This window comes from Pseudomonas sp. S30_BP2TU TE3576 (assembly GCF_050436025.1).
In the GTDB taxonomy this organism is placed as follows: domain Bacteria; phylum Pseudomonadota; class Gammaproteobacteria; order Pseudomonadales; family Pseudomonadaceae; genus Aquipseudomonas.
Genome location: NZ_JBNDLK010000001.1, coordinates 1,440,359 through 1,457,867, shown reverse-complemented (window position 1 = coordinate 1,457,867; position 17,509 = coordinate 1,440,359). Strand labels below are relative to the sequence as shown.

16 protein-coding genes are annotated in these 17,509 nt (G+C 60.3%); 5 read left to right on the top strand and 11 right to left on the bottom strand.

Annotated features, from left to right (window positions below):
• Positions 1–112 precede the first annotated feature (112 nt).
• The 7 genes from ABIA48_RS06600 to gcl form a co-directional block, all read right to left on the bottom strand.
• A complete protein-coding gene (locus ABIA48_RS06600; RefSeq protein ID WP_429487462.1) occupies positions 113–937 on the bottom strand; it encodes an ion transporter in 825 nt (274 codons plus the stop codon).
• A 21-nt stretch (positions 938–958) separates the two neighbouring features.
• Entirely contained in the window at positions 959–1,873 is a 915-nt protein-coding gene (locus ABIA48_RS06595) for an urea transporter (RefSeq protein ID WP_429487461.1), read from the bottom strand.
• A 145-nt stretch (positions 1,874–2,018) separates the two neighbouring features.
• Positions 2,019–3,434, bottom strand: coding sequence for a pyruvate kinase (gene pyk, locus ABIA48_RS06590; protein WP_429487460.1), 1,416 nt, complete (start codon positions 3,432–3,434; stop codon positions 2,019–2,021).
• Positions 3,424–4,704 (bottom strand): glycerate kinase type-2 family protein, encoded by a 1,281-nt coding sequence (locus ABIA48_RS06585; RefSeq protein WP_204932328.1) that lies wholly within the window; start codon positions 4,702–4,704, stop codon positions 3,424–3,426. Before ABIA48_RS06585 ends, pyk begins: the two co-directional genes overlap by 11 nt.
• A 203-nt stretch (positions 4,705–4,907) precedes the next feature.
• Complete coding sequence (locus ABIA48_RS06580; protein WP_429487459.1) at positions 4,908–5,801, bottom strand: 2-hydroxy-3-oxopropionate reductase; 894 nt, start codon at positions 5,799–5,801, stop codon at positions 4,908–4,910.
• Between the two features lie 157 nt (positions 5,802–5,958).
• Entirely contained in the window at positions 5,959–6,741 is a 783-nt protein-coding gene (hyi, locus tag ABIA48_RS06575) for a hydroxypyruvate isomerase (RefSeq protein ID WP_429487458.1), read from the bottom strand.
• Positions 6,742–6,878: 137 nt separating this feature from the next.
• Complete coding sequence (gene gcl / locus ABIA48_RS06570; protein ID WP_007991778.1) at positions 6,879–8,654, bottom strand: glyoxylate carboligase; 1,776 nt, start codon at positions 8,652–8,654, stop codon at positions 6,879–6,881.
• A gap of 268 nt (positions 8,655–8,922) precedes the next feature.
• Between gcl and ABIA48_RS06565 the strand changes: the two genes are divergently transcribed.
• Together ABIA48_RS06565 and ABIA48_RS06560 are read left to right on the top strand one after the other, a co-directional pair.
• Positions 8,923–9,363: a GlcG/HbpS family heme-binding protein gene (locus tag ABIA48_RS06565; protein WP_007991780.1), complete on the top strand. Its 441-nt coding sequence runs from the start codon at positions 8,923–8,925 to the stop codon at positions 9,361–9,363.
• 214 nt (positions 9,364–9,577) lie between these two features.
• The gene (locus tag ABIA48_RS06560; RefSeq protein WP_429487457.1) at positions 9,578–10,036 is read left to right on the top strand and encodes an REP-associated tyrosine transposase; all 459 of its coding nucleotides are present in this window, start codon (positions 9,578–9,580) and stop codon (positions 10,034–10,036) included.
• Positions 10,037–10,146: 110 nt separating this feature from the next.
• Here the strand turns inward: ABIA48_RS06560 and ABIA48_RS06555 are convergent, their stop codons facing one another.
• Positions 10,147–10,755: a TetR/AcrR family transcriptional regulator gene (locus ABIA48_RS06555; RefSeq protein WP_007991783.1), complete on the bottom strand. Its 609-nt coding sequence runs from the start codon at positions 10,753–10,755 to the stop codon at positions 10,147–10,149.
• Between the two features lie 134 nt (positions 10,756–10,889).
• Here ABIA48_RS06555 and ABIA48_RS06550 point away from each other — a divergent pair, with 134 nt between their 5' ends.
• A complete protein-coding gene (locus ABIA48_RS06550) occupies positions 10,890–11,804 on the top strand; it encodes a DUF808 domain-containing protein (protein WP_429487456.1) in 915 nt (304 codons plus the stop codon).
• Positions 11,805–11,938: 134 nt separating this feature from the next.
• On the opposite strand, the gene ABIA48_RS06545 is transcribed toward ABIA48_RS06550, so the two are convergent.
• Positions 11,939–12,727, bottom strand: a complete 789-nt coding sequence (locus tag ABIA48_RS06545; RefSeq protein ID WP_429487455.1) for an MlaA family lipoprotein — start codon at positions 12,725–12,727, stop codon at positions 11,939–11,941.
• Positions 12,720–14,018 carry a serine protein kinase PrkA gene (locus ABIA48_RS06540; RefSeq protein WP_007991789.1) on the bottom strand — a complete coding sequence of 433 codons (1,299 nt, stop codon included), beginning with the start codon at positions 14,016–14,018 and terminating at the stop codon, positions 12,720–12,722. Before ABIA48_RS06540 ends, ABIA48_RS06545 begins: the two co-directional genes overlap by 8 nt.
• Before the next feature lie 225 nt (positions 14,019–14,243).
• Between ABIA48_RS06540 and ABIA48_RS06535 the strand changes: the two genes are divergently transcribed.
• Positions 14,244–14,612 carry a hypothetical protein gene (locus ABIA48_RS06535; RefSeq protein WP_007998058.1) on the top strand — a complete coding sequence of 123 codons (369 nt, stop codon included), beginning with the start codon at positions 14,244–14,246 and terminating at the stop codon, positions 14,610–14,612.
• 125 nt (positions 14,613–14,737) lie between these two features.
• Here the strand turns inward: ABIA48_RS06535 and ABIA48_RS06530 are convergent, their stop codons facing one another.
• A complete protein-coding gene (locus ABIA48_RS06530) occupies positions 14,738–16,333 on the bottom strand; it encodes a beta (1-6) glucans synthase (RefSeq protein ID WP_429487454.1) in 1,596 nt (531 codons plus the stop codon).
• Positions 16,334–16,621: 288 nt separating this feature from the next.
• On the opposite strand from ABIA48_RS06530, the gene ABIA48_RS06525 reads away from it, so the two are divergent.
• The gene (locus ABIA48_RS06525) at positions 16,622–17,473 is read left to right on the top strand and encodes a glycine betaine ABC transporter substrate-binding protein (RefSeq protein ID WP_429487453.1); all 852 of its coding nucleotides are present in this window, start codon (positions 16,622–16,624) and stop codon (positions 17,471–17,473) included.
• The last annotated feature ends 36 nt before the right edge of the window (positions 17,474–17,509 follow it).

Below are 17,509 nucleotides of genomic sequence, written 5' to 3'. Positions count from 1 at the left end.
TATGTAGGAGCTGCCGCAGGCTGCGGCAGCTCCTACAGGTTATTTGTTGGTTTCAAAGCACGCGACTATAGCCGGGCTCGTTTAGTCCTTTAAAGATTAAAAGGCTCTTTGCTTATTCCAGTTTTTTGAACAACGCATTGCCACAACGGGAGCAGAACGACGCTTCCTGTTCGTGGCTGTTTTTCGCACACACCGGGCAATCGCGCTGCAACTGACCACCGCGCATGGCGGTGGCCAGTTCGGCGGTGAAGATCCCGGTGGGCACGGCAATGATCGAGTAACCGGTGATCATCACCATCGACGAGATGACCTGGCCCAGGGCGGTCTTGGGCACGATGTCGCCATATCCGACGGTGGTCAGGGTGACGATCGCCCAGTAGATGCCCTTGGGAATACTGGTGAAGCCATGTTGCGGACCTTCGACCACGTACATCAACGTGCCGAACACGATGACCAGCGTGCAGACGCTGAGCAGGAACACGAGGATTTTCTGCTTGCTGCCGCGCAAGGCATCGAGCAGGTAATGGGCTTGCTTGAGGTAGGGACCGAGCTTGAGCACGCGGAAGATCCGCAGCATCCGGATGATCCGGATAATCAGTAGGTACTGGGCATCGCTGTAGTACAGCGCGAGGATGCCGGGCACGATGGCCAGCAGATCCACCAGCCCATAGAAACTGAACGCGTAGTGCAGCGGTTTGGGCGAGCAGTACAGGCGCAGGATGTACTCACCGAGGAAAATGATCGTGAAGCCCCACTCGATGTACGCCAGCAGGTTGGCGTAGTTCTGGTGGACGTCATCGATGCTGTCGAGAATCACCACCACCAGGCTGGCGAGGATGATCAGCAGCAGGGTCGTGTCGAAACGTCGCCCGGCGACGGTGTCGGTCTGGAAAATAATCACGTACAGGCGATTACGCCACGTGTCGTTGCTGATCATGCACATCGCCTTGGCCGCAAATCAGCGCAGCCTAGGTTGATTCTCCCCGGGAGCGCAAGGTGCGCTTTCGACCGTGGCTTTGCCGAGCATTTGCACAACGCAGCGGATCAGCCAGCAGGCAAGAATGAACGGCGCAGTCAGCGTAGGCAGACCGATGGCGGCAAACACCGGTGTCAGCAGCAGCGCCAGGCCAATGCCAACCAGTGGCAGCCACGGTTGGCGACGCTGAGCGTTGCAGGCGAGGGCGGCGAGTACGGCGTTATAGCCGCCGAGGCCGAGCAATGTTGTGTAGAAGTCATGGTGCAGCAGGCTCCAGCCCATGCCCGCGACAGACGCCAACAACGCCCAGCAGAATGCGCGGCGATCGGCGATCAGCAAACCGGCGGCAATCATCGCACCGGCCAGCGGATGACCGAGGAACATCACCTGGCCGATGCCTTTGAGTGGTGCGGCGAGCATGTTCAGCGTGCTGATTTCGATCAAATGCGCCTCTGTCGAGGGCGTGGCGAAGCACAGCAGCAACCAGCCCAGCCCGACGAAGGGTGCGGTGTAGGCGGGCACGCATTGGCTGACGCGGGCACGTTTGAGCCATTGTTGAGTGATCATCGCGCTCAGGCCACCGGCGGCCAGAATCAGTAGCGGCATCATCGCCGACCAGGGAAAGTACAGGCTCAGCAACAGTCCGAGCAGGACGCCGTTGTAGCTGTACAACCCGGCCTGGCGGTCAGCCTTGGCATAGTTGCGACGTTGCGCGGTGAGCAACCCGGCGACACCGCCGAGTAAGGCGCCGCCGAGCAAGGCGGGCGCAGTGAATAAAATGGCCAGGAGGCACAGCAGGCCGCACAGCGGATTGCGCTGGAGGAAGATCTGGCTGAAGCCGTTGAGCAAGGCTTCGGCCCAGTCGGGGCAGTGAGTGTTGAAATGGTTGGCAGGCATGGCAGTTCTGAAAGTCAGTGGGACCGAGTTGCCTGCATCGCGAGCAAGCTCGCTCCCACACTGAATCTTTGTTCAGTCTTGATTCTGTGATCAACACAAAACCAATGTGGGAGCGAGCTTGCTCGCGATGAGGCCGGCACAGGCGCTAGATCAATGTCTCGATACGCAGAGAGTTAGTCGATCCCGGCTGCCCAAAGGGCACACCGGCGGTGATCAATAACGTGTCGCCACGCTGCGCCATGCCCTGGGCCTGGGCGATCTCCAGCGCTGTGGAGCAAACTTCATCGACCTGACGCAGGCGATCGTTGACCACCGAGTGCACGCCCCACGCCACACTCAGGCGACGGGCGGTCTGCAGGTTCGGTGTCAGGTTGAGGATCGGCACCGTCGGCCGCTCCCTCGCCGCACGCAGGCTCGACGCGCCGGACTCGCTGTAGTTCACCAGCACCGCCACCGGCAGCACGTTGCTGATGCGGCGAATGGCGCAGCTGATCGCGTCGGAAACAGTCGCCTCGGCTTTCGGTCGGCTGACATCGAGTTGAGTCTGATAGTCCGGACCGTTTTCCACCTGGCGGATGATCTTGCTCATCATCTGCACGGCTTCGAGCGGGTATTCGCCGGATGCGGTTTCCGCCGATAGCATCACCGCGTCCGCCCCTTCGGCCACCGCGTTGGCGACATCGGTGACTTCGGCGCGGGTTGGCGCCGGTGAGAAACGCATCGACTCCAGCATTTGCGTCGCCACCACCACCGGTTTGCCGAGCTGGCGGCAGGTACTGATGATGTTCTTTTGAATCTGCGGCACGCTTTCGGCTGGCACTTCTACGCCCAGGTCACCCCGGGCGACCATGATCGCGTCACTCAGCTCGGCGATCTCGCGCAGTTGTTCAACGGCCGAGGGTTTCTCGATCTTGGCCATCAGGAAGGCTTTGTCGCCGATCAAGGTGCGGGCTTCGCGGATATCGTCCGGACGTTGCACGAACGACAGCGCTACCCAATCCACACCCAGCTCCAGACCGAAGGTCAAGTCGCGGCGATCCTTGGTGGTCAGCGGGCTCAGGTCGAGCACCGCTTGCGGTACGTTCACGCCTTTGCGGTCCGACAGTTCGCCGCCATTGAGCACGGTGGTGTCGATGGCGTCGGCGTACTTGGTCACGACCCGCAGACGCAACTTGCCGTCGTCCAGCAGCAGGTCCATGCCCGGCTCCAGGGCTGCGATGATTTCCGGGTGCGGCAGGTTGACCCGGCGCTCATCGCCCGGCGTGGCATCGAGGTCCAGGCGCAAGGCCTGGCCGCGTACCAGTTGCACCTTGCCTTCGGCGAATTTGCCGACCCGCAGTTTCGGACCTTGCAGGTCCATCAGAATGCCCAATGGATAATTCAGCTGGCGCTCGACTTCACGAATCCACTGAAAACGCAGGGCGTGGTCGGCGTGATCGCCATGGCTGAAGTTCAGGCGGAAGATGTTGACCCCGGCCAGCACCAGTTCACGGATGTCGTCGATCCCTTCGATGGCCGGGCCGAGCGTGGCGAGGATTTTGACCTTTTTGTCAGGCGTCATGTTTTGTGCTCTCGAGGATCAGGATGGCGCGGAAGTCGTTGACGTTGGTGCGGGTCGGCTCGGTAACGATCAGAGCGTCGAGAGCCTCGAAATAGCCGTAGCCATTGTTGTTGTCCAACTCGTCGCTGGCGCTCAGGCCCATTGCGGCGGCGCGGGCGTAGCTGTCCGGGGTCATGATCGCGCCGGCGTTGTCTTCGGAACCGTCGATGCCATCGGTGTCGCCGGCCAGCGCGTAGACGCCGGGCAGGCCCTTGAGGCTGTCGGTCAGGCTCAGCAGGAACTCGGCATTGCGCCCGCCACGGCCGTTGCCGCGCACGGTGACGGTGGTTTCGCCACCCGAGAGAATCACGCAGGGTGCCGCCAACGGCTGGCCATGCAGCACGATTTGTCGCGCGATGCCGGCGTGGACTTTCGCCACCTCGCGGGATTCGCCTTCCAGGTCGCCGAGGATCAGCGGGCTGAACCCGGCTTGGCGGCATTTCACCGCCGCCGCTTCAAGGGATTGTTGCGGGCGGGCGATCAACTGGAAGTGACTGCGGGCCAGGCTCGGGTCGCCGGGTTTGACGGTTTCCGATTCGGGGCTTTGCAGCCAGGTGCGCACCGAGGCCGGAACCTCGATGGCGTAACGTTTGAGGATCGCCAGGGCTTCGGCCGAGGTACTCGGGTCGGCCACGGTAGGGCCGGAGGCGATGACCGTGGCGAGGTCGCCCGGTACATCGGAAATCGCGTAGGTGTAAACCGTGGCAGGCCAGCAGGCTTTGCCCAGACGGCCGCCCTTGATCGCCGAGAGGTGTTTGCGCACGCAGTTCATTTCGCCGATGGTCGCGCCGGACTTGAGCAGGGCTTTGTTGATCGACTGCTTGTCGGCCAGGGTGATGCCTTCGGCCGGCAGTGCCAGCAGGGCAGAGCCACCGCCGGAGAGCAGGAAGATCACGCGGTCGTTTTCGTTGAGGTCGCTGACCAGTTCCAGCACACGCTTGGCCACGGCCAGGCCGGCGGCATCCGGCACCGGATGCGCGGCTTCGACCACTTCGATTTTTTCGCAAGGTGCGCCGTGACCGTAACGGGTCACCACCAGGCCTGACACTTCACCCTGCCAGCAGCGCTCGACCACCTGGGCCATGGCGGCTGCGGCTTTGCCAGCGCCGATGACGATCACACGACCGCTGCGGTCGGCAGGCAGATGGGCTTCGAGGACTTGTTGCGGATGCGCCGCGTCGATGGCTGTGGCAAACAGCTCGCGCAGCAATTGTTGCGGATCGACCGACATGGCGGGCTCCCGGAATTCTTGTTATTTGAAGGGCAACTCGGGTTCCTGTGGGAGCGGGCTTGTGGCGAGGGGGCTTGCCCCCGTTTGAGTGCGCAGCACTCACAATATCTTTAGTGCATCAGAGATTTTGGGGCTGCTTCGCAGCCCAACGGGGGCAAGCCCCCTCGCCACAGGCCCGCTCCCACATGGGGGTGGGGCAGGGCTTACTTCTTGTCGCGAATCGAGAAGTTCGCCATGTGTTCCAGGCCCTTGATCAGCGCCGAGTGGTCCCAGTTGCTGCCACCGATGGCCGCGCAGGTGCTGAACACCTGCTGGGTGTTAGCGGTGTTCGGCAGGTTGATGTTCAGCTCCTTGGCCCCTTGCAGGGCCAGGTTCAGGTCCTTCTGGTGCAGGCTGATGCGGAAGCCTGGATCGAAGGTACCCTTGATCATGCGCTCGCCGTGCACTTCGAGGATCTTCGACGAAGCGAAGCCACCCATCAGCGCTTCACGTACCTTGGCCGGATCGGCACCGTTTTTCGAAGCGAACAGCAGGGCCTCGGCCACGGCCTGAATGTTCAGGGCCACGATGATCTGGTTGGCCACCTTGGCGGTTTGACCGTCGCCGTTGCCACCGACCAGGGTGATGTTCTTGCCCATGGCCTGGAACAGCGGCAGGGCGCGTTCGAAAGCGTCGGCATCGCCGCCGACCATGATGCTCAGGGTCGCCGCCTTGGCGCCGACTTCACCACCCGAGACCGGAGCGTCGAGGTATTGCGCACCGTTTTCGTTGATTTTGGCCGCGAAAGCCTTGGTGGCGGTCGGCGAGATCGAGCTCATGTCGATCACCACTTTGCCTTTGCCAACACCGGCAGCAACGCCATCGGCGCGGAACAACACGTCATCGACCTGCGGGGTATCCGGCACCATGACGATGATGAACTCGGCTTCCTGGGCGACTTCTTTCGGGGTCGCCAGAGCGACGGCGCCAGCGGCAACCAGGTCGGCAGGGGCGGCGTCGTGGTGCGCCGACAGGAACAGGCTGTGACCGGCTTTCTGCAGGTTCAACGCCATTGGGTGGCCCATGATGCCGGTGCCGATAAATCCGATTTTAGCCATGAGAAAATCCTCTTGTTTTTGTTGCGGCTTCAAGCAAATAGGGGAGTGCTGCTTTTATGTGGGAGCGAGCTTGCTCGCGATGGGGTCATAACATTCAGCATTGAAGTTGACTGTCCCACCGCTATCGCGAGCAAGCTCGCTCCCACAGGGATTTGTGTTAGATCGCGTTATGAGTCTTGAGCCAGCCCAGGCCCGCTTCGGTGGTGGTCAGCGGCTTGTATTCGCAACCGACCCAGCCCTGATAACCGATGCGGTCCAGGTGTTCGAACAGGAAGCGGTAGTTGATTTCACCGGTACCTGGTTCGTTGCGCCCCGGGTTGTCCGCGAGCTGCACATGGTTGATCTCGCCCAGGTGCGATTGCAGCGTGCGGGCCAGGTCGCCTTCCATGATTTGCATGTGGTAGATGTCGTATTGCAGGAACAGGTTGGCGCTGCCGACCTGCTCGCGAATCGACAGGGCTTGCGCCGTGTTGTTCAGGTAGAAGCCCGGGATGTCACGGGTGTTGATCGCTTCCATCACCAGTTTGATACCCGCCGCTTGCAGCTTGTCGGCCGCGTACTTGAGGTTGGCGACGAAGGTTTTCTCCACGGTGGCATCGTCAAAGCCCTGCGGACGAATACCGGCCAGGCAGTTGACCTGGGTATTGCCCAGCACCTGCGCGTAAGCGATGGCCAGATCGACACCGGCACGGAATTCCTCAACCCGATCCGGCAGGCACGCGATACCGCGCTCGCCCTTGGCCCAGTCACCGGCCGGCAGGTTGAACAGCACTTGAGTCAGACCGTTGGCGTCGAGCCGGGCCTTGATTTCGGCGGAGCTGAAGTCGTACGGGAACAGGTATTCGACACCACTGAAACCGGCCTTGGCGGCCGCTTCGAAACGGGCGAGAAAGTCCTGTTCGGTGAACAGCATGGACAGGTTGGCTGCGAAACGCGGCATGGTGGTCTCCCGTATAGGTATGAGGTCCCTTGTGGGAGCGGGCTTGCTCGCGAAGGCGGAGTGTCAGTCGACATCAATGGTGAATGTCAGACCGCCTTCGCGAGCAAGCCCGCTCCCACAGGGGGAGCGGTCAGCAGTTAGTCCAGCAACGAAATCGCAGTCGGTGCGTCGTCGCCGACCAGCGCCAGGTCTTCGAATTCGTTGACGGCGTTGATCTCGGTGCCCATGGAAATGTTGGTCACACGCTCCAGGATAATCTCGACGATCACCGGAACCTTGAACTCTTCGATCAGTTCCTGGGCCTTGCGCAGGGCAGGCTGGATCTGAGCCGGTTCGAATACGCGCAATGCCTTGCAGCCGAGGCCTTCGGCCACTGCGACGTGGTCCACACCGTAGCCGTTGAGTTCCGGCGCGTTCAGGTTGTCGAAGGACAACTGCACGCAGTAGTCCATGTCGAAACCGCGCTGTGCCTGGCGGATCAGGCCCAGGTACGAGTTGTTCACCACGACATGGATGTACGGCAGCTTGAACTGCGCGCCCACCGCCAATTCCTCGATCATGAACTGGAAGTCATAGTCCCCCGACAGGGCCACGACTTTACGGTTCGGATCCGCCTTGACCACGCCCAGCGCTGCCGGAATGGTCCAGCCCAGAGGGCCTGCCTGACCGCAGTTGATCCAGTGGCGCGGCTTGTAGACGTGCAGGAACTGCGCGCCGGCAATCTGCGACAGGCCGATGGTGCTGACGTAGCAGGTGTCTTTGCCGAACACCTGGTTCATCTCTTCGTACACACGCTGCGGCTTGACCGGCACGTTGTCGAAGTGAGTCTTGCGCTGCAGGCTGGCTTTACGCTGCTGGCAGTCTTGCAGCCAGGCGCTGCGGTTCTTCAGCTTGCCGGCGGCTTGCCATTCGCGAGCGACTTCGATGAACACGGTCAACGCGGCAGCAGCGTCGGACACGATGCCCAGGTCCGGGGTGAACACGCGGCCGATCTGGGTCGGTTCGATGTCGACGTGAATGAATTTGCGGCCTTCGGTGTACACATCGACCGAACCGGTGTGGCGGTTAGCCCAACGGTTGCCCACGCCGAGCACAACGTCGGATTTGAGCATCGTGGCGTTGCCGTAGCGGTGCGAAGTCTGCAAACCAACCATGCCGACCATCAGCGGGTGATCGTCCGGGATGGTGCCCCAGCCCATCAGGGTCGGGATCACCGGAATACCGGTCAGCTCGGCGAACTCAACCAGCAGGTCGCTGGCGTCGGCATTGATGATGCCACCACCGGCCACCAGCAATGGACGCTCGGCCTGGTCCAGCATGGCCAAGGCTTTTTCCACCTGGACGCGGGTAGCGCTCGGCTTGGCCAGCGGCAGTGGTTGGTAGGCGTCGATGTCGAATTCGATTTCGGCCATCTGCACGTCGAACGGCAGGTCGATCAGCACCGGGCCTGGACGGCCGGAGCGCATTTCATAGAAAGCTTTCTGGAACGCGTAAGGCACCTGGCCTGGTTCCAGAACAGTGGTCGCCCACTTGGTGACTGGCTTGACGATGCTGGTGATGTCGACAGCCTGGAAGTCTTCCTTGTGCATACGGGCGCGGGGTGCCTGGCCAGTAATGCAAAGGATTGGAATCGAGTCGGCCGAGGCGCTGTAGAGCCCGGTGACCATGTCGGTGCCGGCTGGGCCGGAAGTGCCGATGCACACGCCGATGTTGCCGGCCTTGGTGCGGGTGTAACCCTCGGCCATGTGCGAGGCGCCTTCAACGTGGCGAGCGAGTACGTGATCGATGCCGCCGACCTTTTGCAGGGCGGAGTACAGCGGGTTGATGGCGGCACCCGGGATGCCAAAAGCGGTATCGACCCCTTCACGGCGCATCACCAGAACGGCGGCTTCGATTGCTCTCATTTTGCTCATGGTTTTGTGCCTCTTTACGTTTTGTAATTGTATACAAGTGGCTTTGCGCAGAGTGTATTCACGGCGGACGGCGCAGGTCAATCCATTTTCTCAAGCGCTTGTTTCATTCGTCGGAAGCCCGATCTGCTGTGGCTTTTCGTCGCATGCGGCGCTTTTCGATAATTATTGTATACAAAAAAATAATTCATTGTGTTCTATTTGTTGCATCGGGCTGCGGCACAACGGCGCAGCCCAACGGCTTTCCGAAAAACAAAATGAGGACGGCACCATGAGCGCTTTAACCTTGAAAGTCGCAGTCAACCTGGTCAACGAGGCCATCACCGCCGGGCGCGCAATCGCCGCGGCACCCTTGACCATCGCAGTACTGGATGCCGGCGGGCATCTGATCACCCTGCAACGCGAAGACGGCGCCAGCCTGCTGCGCCCGCACGTCGCCATCGGCAAAGCCTGGGGCGCCATCGCCCTGGGTAAAGGTTCACGCCTGCTGGCACTGGACGCCCAGCAACGCCCGGCGTTTATCGCCGCGTTGAATAGCCTCGGGCAGGGCAGCGTGGTGCCGGCACCGGGTGGTGTGCTGATTCGTGATCAGGACGGCAACGTGCTGGGGGCGGTGGGGATCAGCGGCGATCTGTCGGATGTTGACGAGCAGTGCGCGATCACTGCGATTGAGGCGTTGGGGTTGGTGGCGGATGCGGGGGTAGCGGCTTGATCTTCGCTGACTGAACTATCGCTTTCGCGAGCAAGCCCGCTCCCACAGGGGATATGCGGTGTGCACACACTTTGTGCCCAGCCACAGCCCCCTGTGGGAGCGGGCTTGCTCGCGAAGGCAATCTCCCAGACACATCCAGCTAAAAGTCTGTCCCGCCATTCTGTCTTCGCTGATCTAGCCTTTTCTGGAGTTCATCCATTAGAGGGGCAAAGGAATGCCTGAGCTGTCAGCTTCACACCGCCTGCGCATCGGCCGCTACGCCGAGCTAAATCGCATCTATCTACTGACGGCCAACACACTAAAGCGAGAGCCCGTTTTCAGGGATTACCCCTTGGGCAGGTTGGTGGTGCATCAGTTCAGGCAAGCGCAGAGTGAGGGATTTGTCGAGTCGTTGGCCTGGGTGGTCATGCCCGATCATTTCCACTGGTTAATACAATTGCAAAGAGGATCGCTGGCGCAACTCATGTGCCAGACGAAGTCATTGAGTACTCGTGCAATCAACAGTGCAACTGGCAGAACGGGGAGTCTCTGGCAGCAGAGTTTTCATGACCATGCGCTGAGAAAAGAAGAGGATCTGGTAAAGCTGGCTCGATATGTTGTGGCTAACCCATTGCGGGCTGGGTTGGTTCAGAAGCTGGGCGATTATCCGTTGTGGGATGCGATTTGGGTTTGATCTAAAACCGAGTTGCCGCTATTCGCGAGCAAGCCCGCTCCCACATTGGATCTATGATGTTGCAAATCCCTTGTGGGAGCGGGCTTGCTCGCGAATAGCCTTGATGCGGTCTACCGCTCCGGCTCACACCCCTTGAGCACCAACCGGATAATCGTCTGTGCAGCCGCTTCGTAATCTTCTTCATCCAGCCTGGCCTTGCCGGTGATGGCGGTGATTTGCCAGTCGAAGTCGGCGTAGGTCTGGGTTGCGGCCCAGATGCTGAACATCAGGTGATTGGGGTCGATGGGGGCGATTTGCCCGCGGTCGATCCAGGTCTGGATGCACTCGATGTTGTGTTTGGCCTGGCCATTGAGTTGATCGACGAGGTCGGCGCTCAGGTGGGGGGCGCCGTGCATGATTTCGCTGGCGAACACCTTGGAGGCGAAAGGCAGGTCGCGGGATATGCGGATTTTCGAGCGAATGTAGCCGCTGAGCACTTCACCGGGTTCGCCGTCCGGATTGAACGGTGTCGAAGCCTGCAGGATTGGCTCGATGATGCTTTCCAGAACCTCGCGGTAGAGGTTTTCCTTGGATTTGAAGTAGTAGTAGACGTTGGGCTTGGGCAATCCCGCCTTGGCTGCGATGTCGCTGGTTTTGGTCGCAGCGAAGCCTTTGTCGGCGAATTCCTCACTGGCGGCACGCAGGATCAGTTGTTTGTTGCGCTCGCGGATAGTGCTCATAAACCGGGTGATTCCTTGCCTGTTCTGGCGGTTGCGCATGGTATCACCGGCCTCGCGCGGCGCTCAAGAATGCACCGCAGCCCGTGATGCCGCGCTATGCTGCTGCGCATTCATCGTAGAAGGAAACCCGATTCATGGCAGGAAGCAGTTTGCTGGTACTGATCGACGACATCGCGGCCGTGCTGGATGACGTCTCATTGATGACCCAAATGGCCGCCAAGAAAACCGCCGGCGTACTCGGTGACGACCTGGCACTCAATGCCCAGCAAGTCAGTGGCGTGCGTGCCGAGCGGGAAATCCCGGTGGTCTGGGCGGTCGCCAAGGGTTCGTTCATCAATAAATTGATCCTGGTACCGTCGGCATTGGCGATCAGTGCGTTCATTCCGTGGCTGGTCACACCGCTGTTGATGGTCGGTGGTGCCTATCTTTGCTTCGAAGGGTTTGAAAAGCTTGCCCACAAGTTCCTGCACAGCAAGGCTGAAGACGTCGCCGACCATGCGCAGTTGGTCGAGGCGGTGGCTGACCCGGCGATCGACCTGGTGGCGTTCGAGAAGGACAAGATCAAAGGCGCAGTCCGCACCGACTTCATTCTTTCGGCAGAAATCATTGCCATCACCCTTGGCACCGTGGCCGGCGCTCCATTGACCCAGCAAATCATCGTCTTGTCGGGGATCGCAATCGTCATGACCATCGGCGTCTATGGCCTGGTGGCGGGTATCGTCAAGCTCGACGACCTTGGCCTGTGGTTGACGCAGAAACCCGGACAGATGGCGAAAAGCATCGGCGGCGGGATTCTGCGTGCGGCACCGTACATGATGAAGAGCCTGTCGGTGATCGGCACGGCGGCGATGTTCCTGGTCGGCGGCGGGATTCTCACCCACGGTGTGCCGGCGGTGCATCACTGGATCGAAAGTGTCGGTGCGGCGGCGGGTGGCGGCGGATTTATCGTGCCGGTGTTGCTCAATGGCGTGGCGGGGATTGTGGCAGGGGCGGTGGTGTTGCTTGGTGTTACGGCTGTCAGCAAGATCTGGAAAGCGCTGAAAGGCTGAAAGGCTGAAGACTACACATAACAAATGTGGGAGCGGGCTTGCTCGCGAAGGGGGCGTGCCAGTCACCAAAAAGGTTTCTGATGCACCGCTTTCGCGAGCAAGCCCGCTCCCACATTGATTTACAGCTGCCTTGTTTACTCGGCGATCTGCAACTTGCGTGCTTCGGTGTACACGTAACGCACTTTCTCGTACTCGAACGGCGAGTTCGTCTGACCATAGCGGAAGGCGGTCTGGTAGCGCTTGTCGATGCTGCGCAGGACCCAGACTTCCGGATGGTTGGAGCTGACTTCGGCCACGTTGAGGAAGTTGATCGCATTCTCGGCCGTGTAATCCACCGCCAGGCCGCCGGTGTCACGCAGGTTGGACGGACCGAGGATCGGCAGGACGAAGTAAGCGCCGCCCGGTACGCCGTAGAAGCCCAGCGTCTGGCCGAAGTCTTCGCTCTGGCGCGGCAGGCCCATGGCGGTGGCCGGGTCCCACAGGCCGGCGATGCCGATGGTGGTGTTAAGCAGCAGGCGTCCGGTGGTTTCCAGCGAGCGCTGGCCCTTGAGTTGCAGCAAGCTGTTCAACAGGTTCGGCACGTCGCCGAGGTTGTTAAAGAAGTTGCTGACGCCGGTGCGCAGGAAGCTCGGGGTGACGTAGCGGTAACCATTGACCACCGGCATGAACACCCATTGGTCGAAGCGGTAGTTGAAGTGATAGACGCGCCGGTTCCACTCTTCCAGCGGATCGTAGACGGCCAGTGCACTGAGTGTCGAACGTTCGAACTCGCGCTGGTCCAGGCCCGGGTTGAATTTGAGTTTGCTCAGCGGTTCCTTGAAGCCGTCACTGCCGACGACCACAGGGGCATTGGCTTTGCTGTTGTCGGCATTGGCGACGCCTGCACAGAGTAACGCTGCGAAGAGCAGGAGGTATTTAGCCACGGAAGAACTCCAGCATGGCGTCGCTGTTGACGCGGTAGTTAAGGTTGCCGCAATGGCCGCCGTGCGGATAAACGGTCAGGCGATCACCAAAGGTCCTGCGCAGGAAACCCAGGTCACCCGGGCCGAGGATCACGTCATCGGCGTTGTGCATGACGGCAATTTTCGGGCTGTCGTGCAAATAGTCCTTCAGTGCATACAGGCTCACTTGGTCTATCAGTTGCAGCAGACTGCCGCCGTCGGTACGGGCGCGCCACATCGGGATGACTTGTTCGGTGATGTAGCAGTCGAAGTCGCATTGCAGCGCGCGCTTGAGGAACGGCGTGAGGCTGGTGCCCTCGGTGATCGGAAACTTGGGTGGGGTGATCAGGCCGCGACGGTTGATCAGGTCCGAGGTGAAGGCAATGTCGGCCGCCGAAAAGCGGAACGACGTGCCGATCAGCATGGCCATCTGTTCGTTGGTCAGGTGCTGCTTGGACTGCTGGAAGTCGTAGAGCAGGGCGTCGTTGAGGTCGATGTAGCCCTTCTGCTGGAAGTAGCGCGTCAGTTTGTTCAGCACCAGTTCATAGAACGTGGTGCTGTTGTTGATGCCCTTGACCTCGGTCTGTACCAGCTTGTCGAGGTTGGTGATCGAGGTGTAGAGGTTGACTGGCGGGTTGAGCAGCAGGACTTTCTTGAAGTTGAAGCTGCGGCGGGTTTCATCCAGGTGCGCGACAAAGGCCGCATCCAGTGCACCGAGGCTGTACCCGGTCAGGTAGTAATCGGTGACCGGCACTTTCGGGTTTTGTGCCCGCACGGCCTGCATCACACGGTACATGTCTTCGGCGTCTTCCTTGGAAACCCCCGGCGTGGCGAAGCGTGATGCGGCACTCATGAAGTCATAGCTGGTGGGCGATGACAGCTGTACCACGTGGTAACCGGCCTTGTAGTAGAGCTTCTTCAGGTATTCGTTCAGGCTGCTGTCATAACGTGCACCGGTGCCGGCGATCAGGAAAATCAGCGGCGCGGCGTGATCCTGCGTGGCAATGCGGTAGTCGAGTTTCTTGACCGCCCAGAAATTGTCCGGCAATTCGAACGCCCGCTCCGGACGCAAGGTGACGCTGCGCACCGCCTGATCAATGTCATCGTCCAGAGGTAGCTCCGGACGCAAGTCCGGCGGCGTGGTTGCGATGGTAGCCTCGAACGGATTAGTCAGGGGGTAGCCATAACTGGCGGCATCAATATCGACTGCCAGTGCGGACGCACTCAATATAAGGCCGCCAAACAAGGCGGCGAAGCGCAAGGAACGGAGCATGACTAAATCCCTTAGAAGAAGGTGCCGAAGGAGTTTCGCAGGCTATGACCACCGGATCTGCGCCAAAGTGCCAACCCTCGGCACCAAACTGGCCTAATTTCGAAGTAATAGTAGCCGGACGATACACTTTGCTGCGCTTGAATGGCCAGTTAACTGTTGTTAACGCTTGCGAAACGCTTTCGGGCGATTAAGCTGGCCGCCGTTTTTCGCCAATTGGAGTGCTTCATGTCCCGTCGTCTGCCCGTGATTCTGCTGCTTGTTTTGCTGCCTGTCTGGCTGGCTGCCAGTTATGGCGCGCGTTATGGCTTCATGGAGGATGCGCAGTGGGTCGGCATTTGCGTGGATGAGGCAAGCCGTTGGGAATGCCAGGTGCGTTCGAACCTGGGGCTGATGATTCATTTCGCGGTTCTGGGCTGGGCTGCACTGGGCGCGGCGATCATCGGTTTTGTCGTGCCGGGGCGGGCAGGCTGGTGGCTGGCGGTGCTGGCGCTGGTGTTCGGGTTTCCGGCGCTGGCGTTGTACAACACCACGCTGGCGGTGTTTGCGGTGGTGATTGCGGGGTTGCGGTTGGTCAGGGCTTCCCGTAGCGCCTGATAGTCAGCCTTCGCGAGCAAGCCCGCTCCCACATTGATCGTTGTCGAACACGGATGTTGTGTTCACTGAAGATCTACTGTGGGAGCGAGCTTGCTCGCGATGAGGCCAGTCAGGTCGCTAAAGAGTCAAGCCTTGCGAACCCGCAAGCAACGCCACAACGCAGCCACCATCAACACACTCACCAGCGCCCAGCCCCAGGCTTGCTGATTCTGCAGGCCTTCACGGAACAACTGCGGCGCAATGCCGGCGCCGAGGATGAAGGTCAGCAGGGCAATCTCCCGACGCGGCACGCTCACCGGACGGCACAGATACACCATCGCCGGCACGATGAACGCCACGCTCGGGAAGCTGCGATAACGCGGGTCGAACACCAGCTCCAGCATCATCACAGCGGCCGCACAACCTGCCGTTGCAACCAGCCAGCCAGCACCACGCTCGAACACGTTGAAAGCCCGCCCGCGCCAACCGGTACGAGGGCTCAAGGTTAGCGCAGCGTGGGCCAGTACCAGCAGATTCAGAGCGGTCAGCAATCCGACCCATAGCCATTCACCGGTAAAACGCGTGGTCACCCGCGCCAGGTCACCCCAGGCGCCGATCGAGCAGGCCGCCAATGCACCGAGCAAGGGCAGTACCAGTGCCGAGCGCGTCGTACGAACCCGGCCACCGAGCAGCAACGTGCCGATGAAAATCAGCCCGCCTGCCGCCAGCCATTGCGACCAGTAAGGGACGTTTGTTACGGGCCCGGCCAGCACGCCCTTGTCCTGGCGATCGGCATCGAACAGCCCCCAGTAACCCCCGACCGCACCTTCACTGGCGCGCTTCCACGGTTGGTCGAAGGCTTCGATCAGGTTGTAGTGCCAGCCCTGTTGCTCGGCCATGGCGACAAAACCACGAATGAACCTGGCTTCATTGACCCGGCTCGGCAGGGCTGTTTCGCGCTGGCGGCCTTCGCTGGGCCAGCCGGTTTCGCCAATCAATATATCCTTGGGAGCGAATTTGTTGCCGAACACCTGGCGCACTTCGGCCACATGTTGCAAGGCCGCGTCGATGTTCGACGGGTCATCTTCCCAGTACGGCAACAAATGGATGGTCAGGAAGTCCACGGCGGGGGCGATTTCCGGATGCTTGAGCCAGAACTCCCAGACGTCGGCATAGGTGACAGGCTGCTTGACCTGGCTTTTGACCTTGTTGATCAGCTTCGCCAATTGCGCGCCAGTGACTTCCTTGCGCAGCAGGGTTTCGTTGCCGACGATCACCGCGCTCACCACATCCGGGTTGGCATTGGCCGAGGCGATGAGCAGGTCGACTTCTTTCTCGGTGTCCACCGGGTTGCTGTTGACCCAGGCGCCGATCATCAGCTTCAAGCCATGCTTGCGCGCAAGGCCCGGCAGGGCTTCGAGGCCGGTCATGGAATAGGTGCGGATGCATTCGAAGCTTTTGGCCAGCAGCGCGAGGTCGGCATCCATACGCTCGGGGCGCAAGTTGAATGGCACATCGAACGGCGATTGATCCTTGTCGAACGGCGTGTAGGATGCGCATTGCAGCTTGTGCGTTGCGCTGGCCACGTCCGGCAGGATCACCGGTTTGCCGAGGCCGTACCAGAAGCCGCCAAGGGCAAACAGCCCCAGCAGGCAAGCGAATAGATAAGCTGCAAAAGGGAAGCGGGATGTCGCGGACATGGTCAGGCCGTGTGGGAGCAAAGCGGCGCATGTTACCTGCATTTACCGCGTGCTTGGTGGCCTGCATGATTTTGATATGCAATGTTCGGGCGGATTGGCTGCGAGGGGTGTTGCGCTGAGGATTAATGGCTTTCTGATGTCGTTTCTCGATGGCTTGAGGTCGCTCGCAGAGCAGGTCGTGACGAGCGTCAGGTTGATTATCGAGGGCGTCAGTACTCCGCTGATGTTTGGACGAGTTTGCTGTTAGGCGTGATGGGGGCGCTGTGCACCATAACAATACGTTTAAGCGACTCGGCATCCGTCGAGCGCAGCACTTTCGGGGAAGTAACGATGAAGATGCGACGACTCTTGGGCGCAGGTGCGGCTTTGGTGCTGGCGATCAGTTCTACCGTGGCCAGTGCCGCCAGTAAGGAAGTGACGATCGGTTATGTCGACGGCTGGTCGGACAGTGTTGCCACGACCAACGTGGCTGCCGAAGTGATCAGACAGAAACTCGGTTATGACGTGAAGCTGCAAGCCGTCGCTACCGGGATCATGTGGCAGGGCGTGGCCACCGGTAAACTTGACGCCATGTTGTCGGCCTGGCTGCCGGTGACCCACGGTGAATACTGGACGAAGAACAAGGATCAGGTCGTCGATTACGGCCCGAACTTCAAGGACGCAAAAATCGGCCTGATCGTGCCGGAGTACGTGAAAGCCAAAACCATCGAGGACCTGAAAACCGACGACAGCTTCAAGAACCGCATCGTCGGCATCGACGCCGGTTCAGGCGTGATGCTCAAGACCGATCAGGCGATCAAGGACTACGACCTGACCGGCTATCAACTCAAGGCCAGTTCCGGCGCCGGCATGATTGCCGAGCTGACCCGTGCCGAGAAGAAAAACGAATCCATCGCAGTAACCGGCTGGGTGCCGCACTGGATGTTTGCCAAGTGGAAACTGCGTTTCCTCGAAGACTCGAAAGGCGTGTACGGCGCGGCTGAAACCGTGAACAGCATCGGCAGCAAGGGCCTGGAGGCCAAGGCGCCGGAAGTGGCCAAGTTCCTGAAGAACTTCCAGTGGGCTTCCAAGGACGAAATCGGTCAGGTCATGCTGGCGATCCAGGATGGTGCCAAGCCTGAAGCGGCGGCGAAGGATTGGGTCGCCAAACACCCTGAGCGTGTTGCTGACTGGACTAAATAACAGTCGCCTCGCTTTAACTTGTGGGAGCGGGCTTGC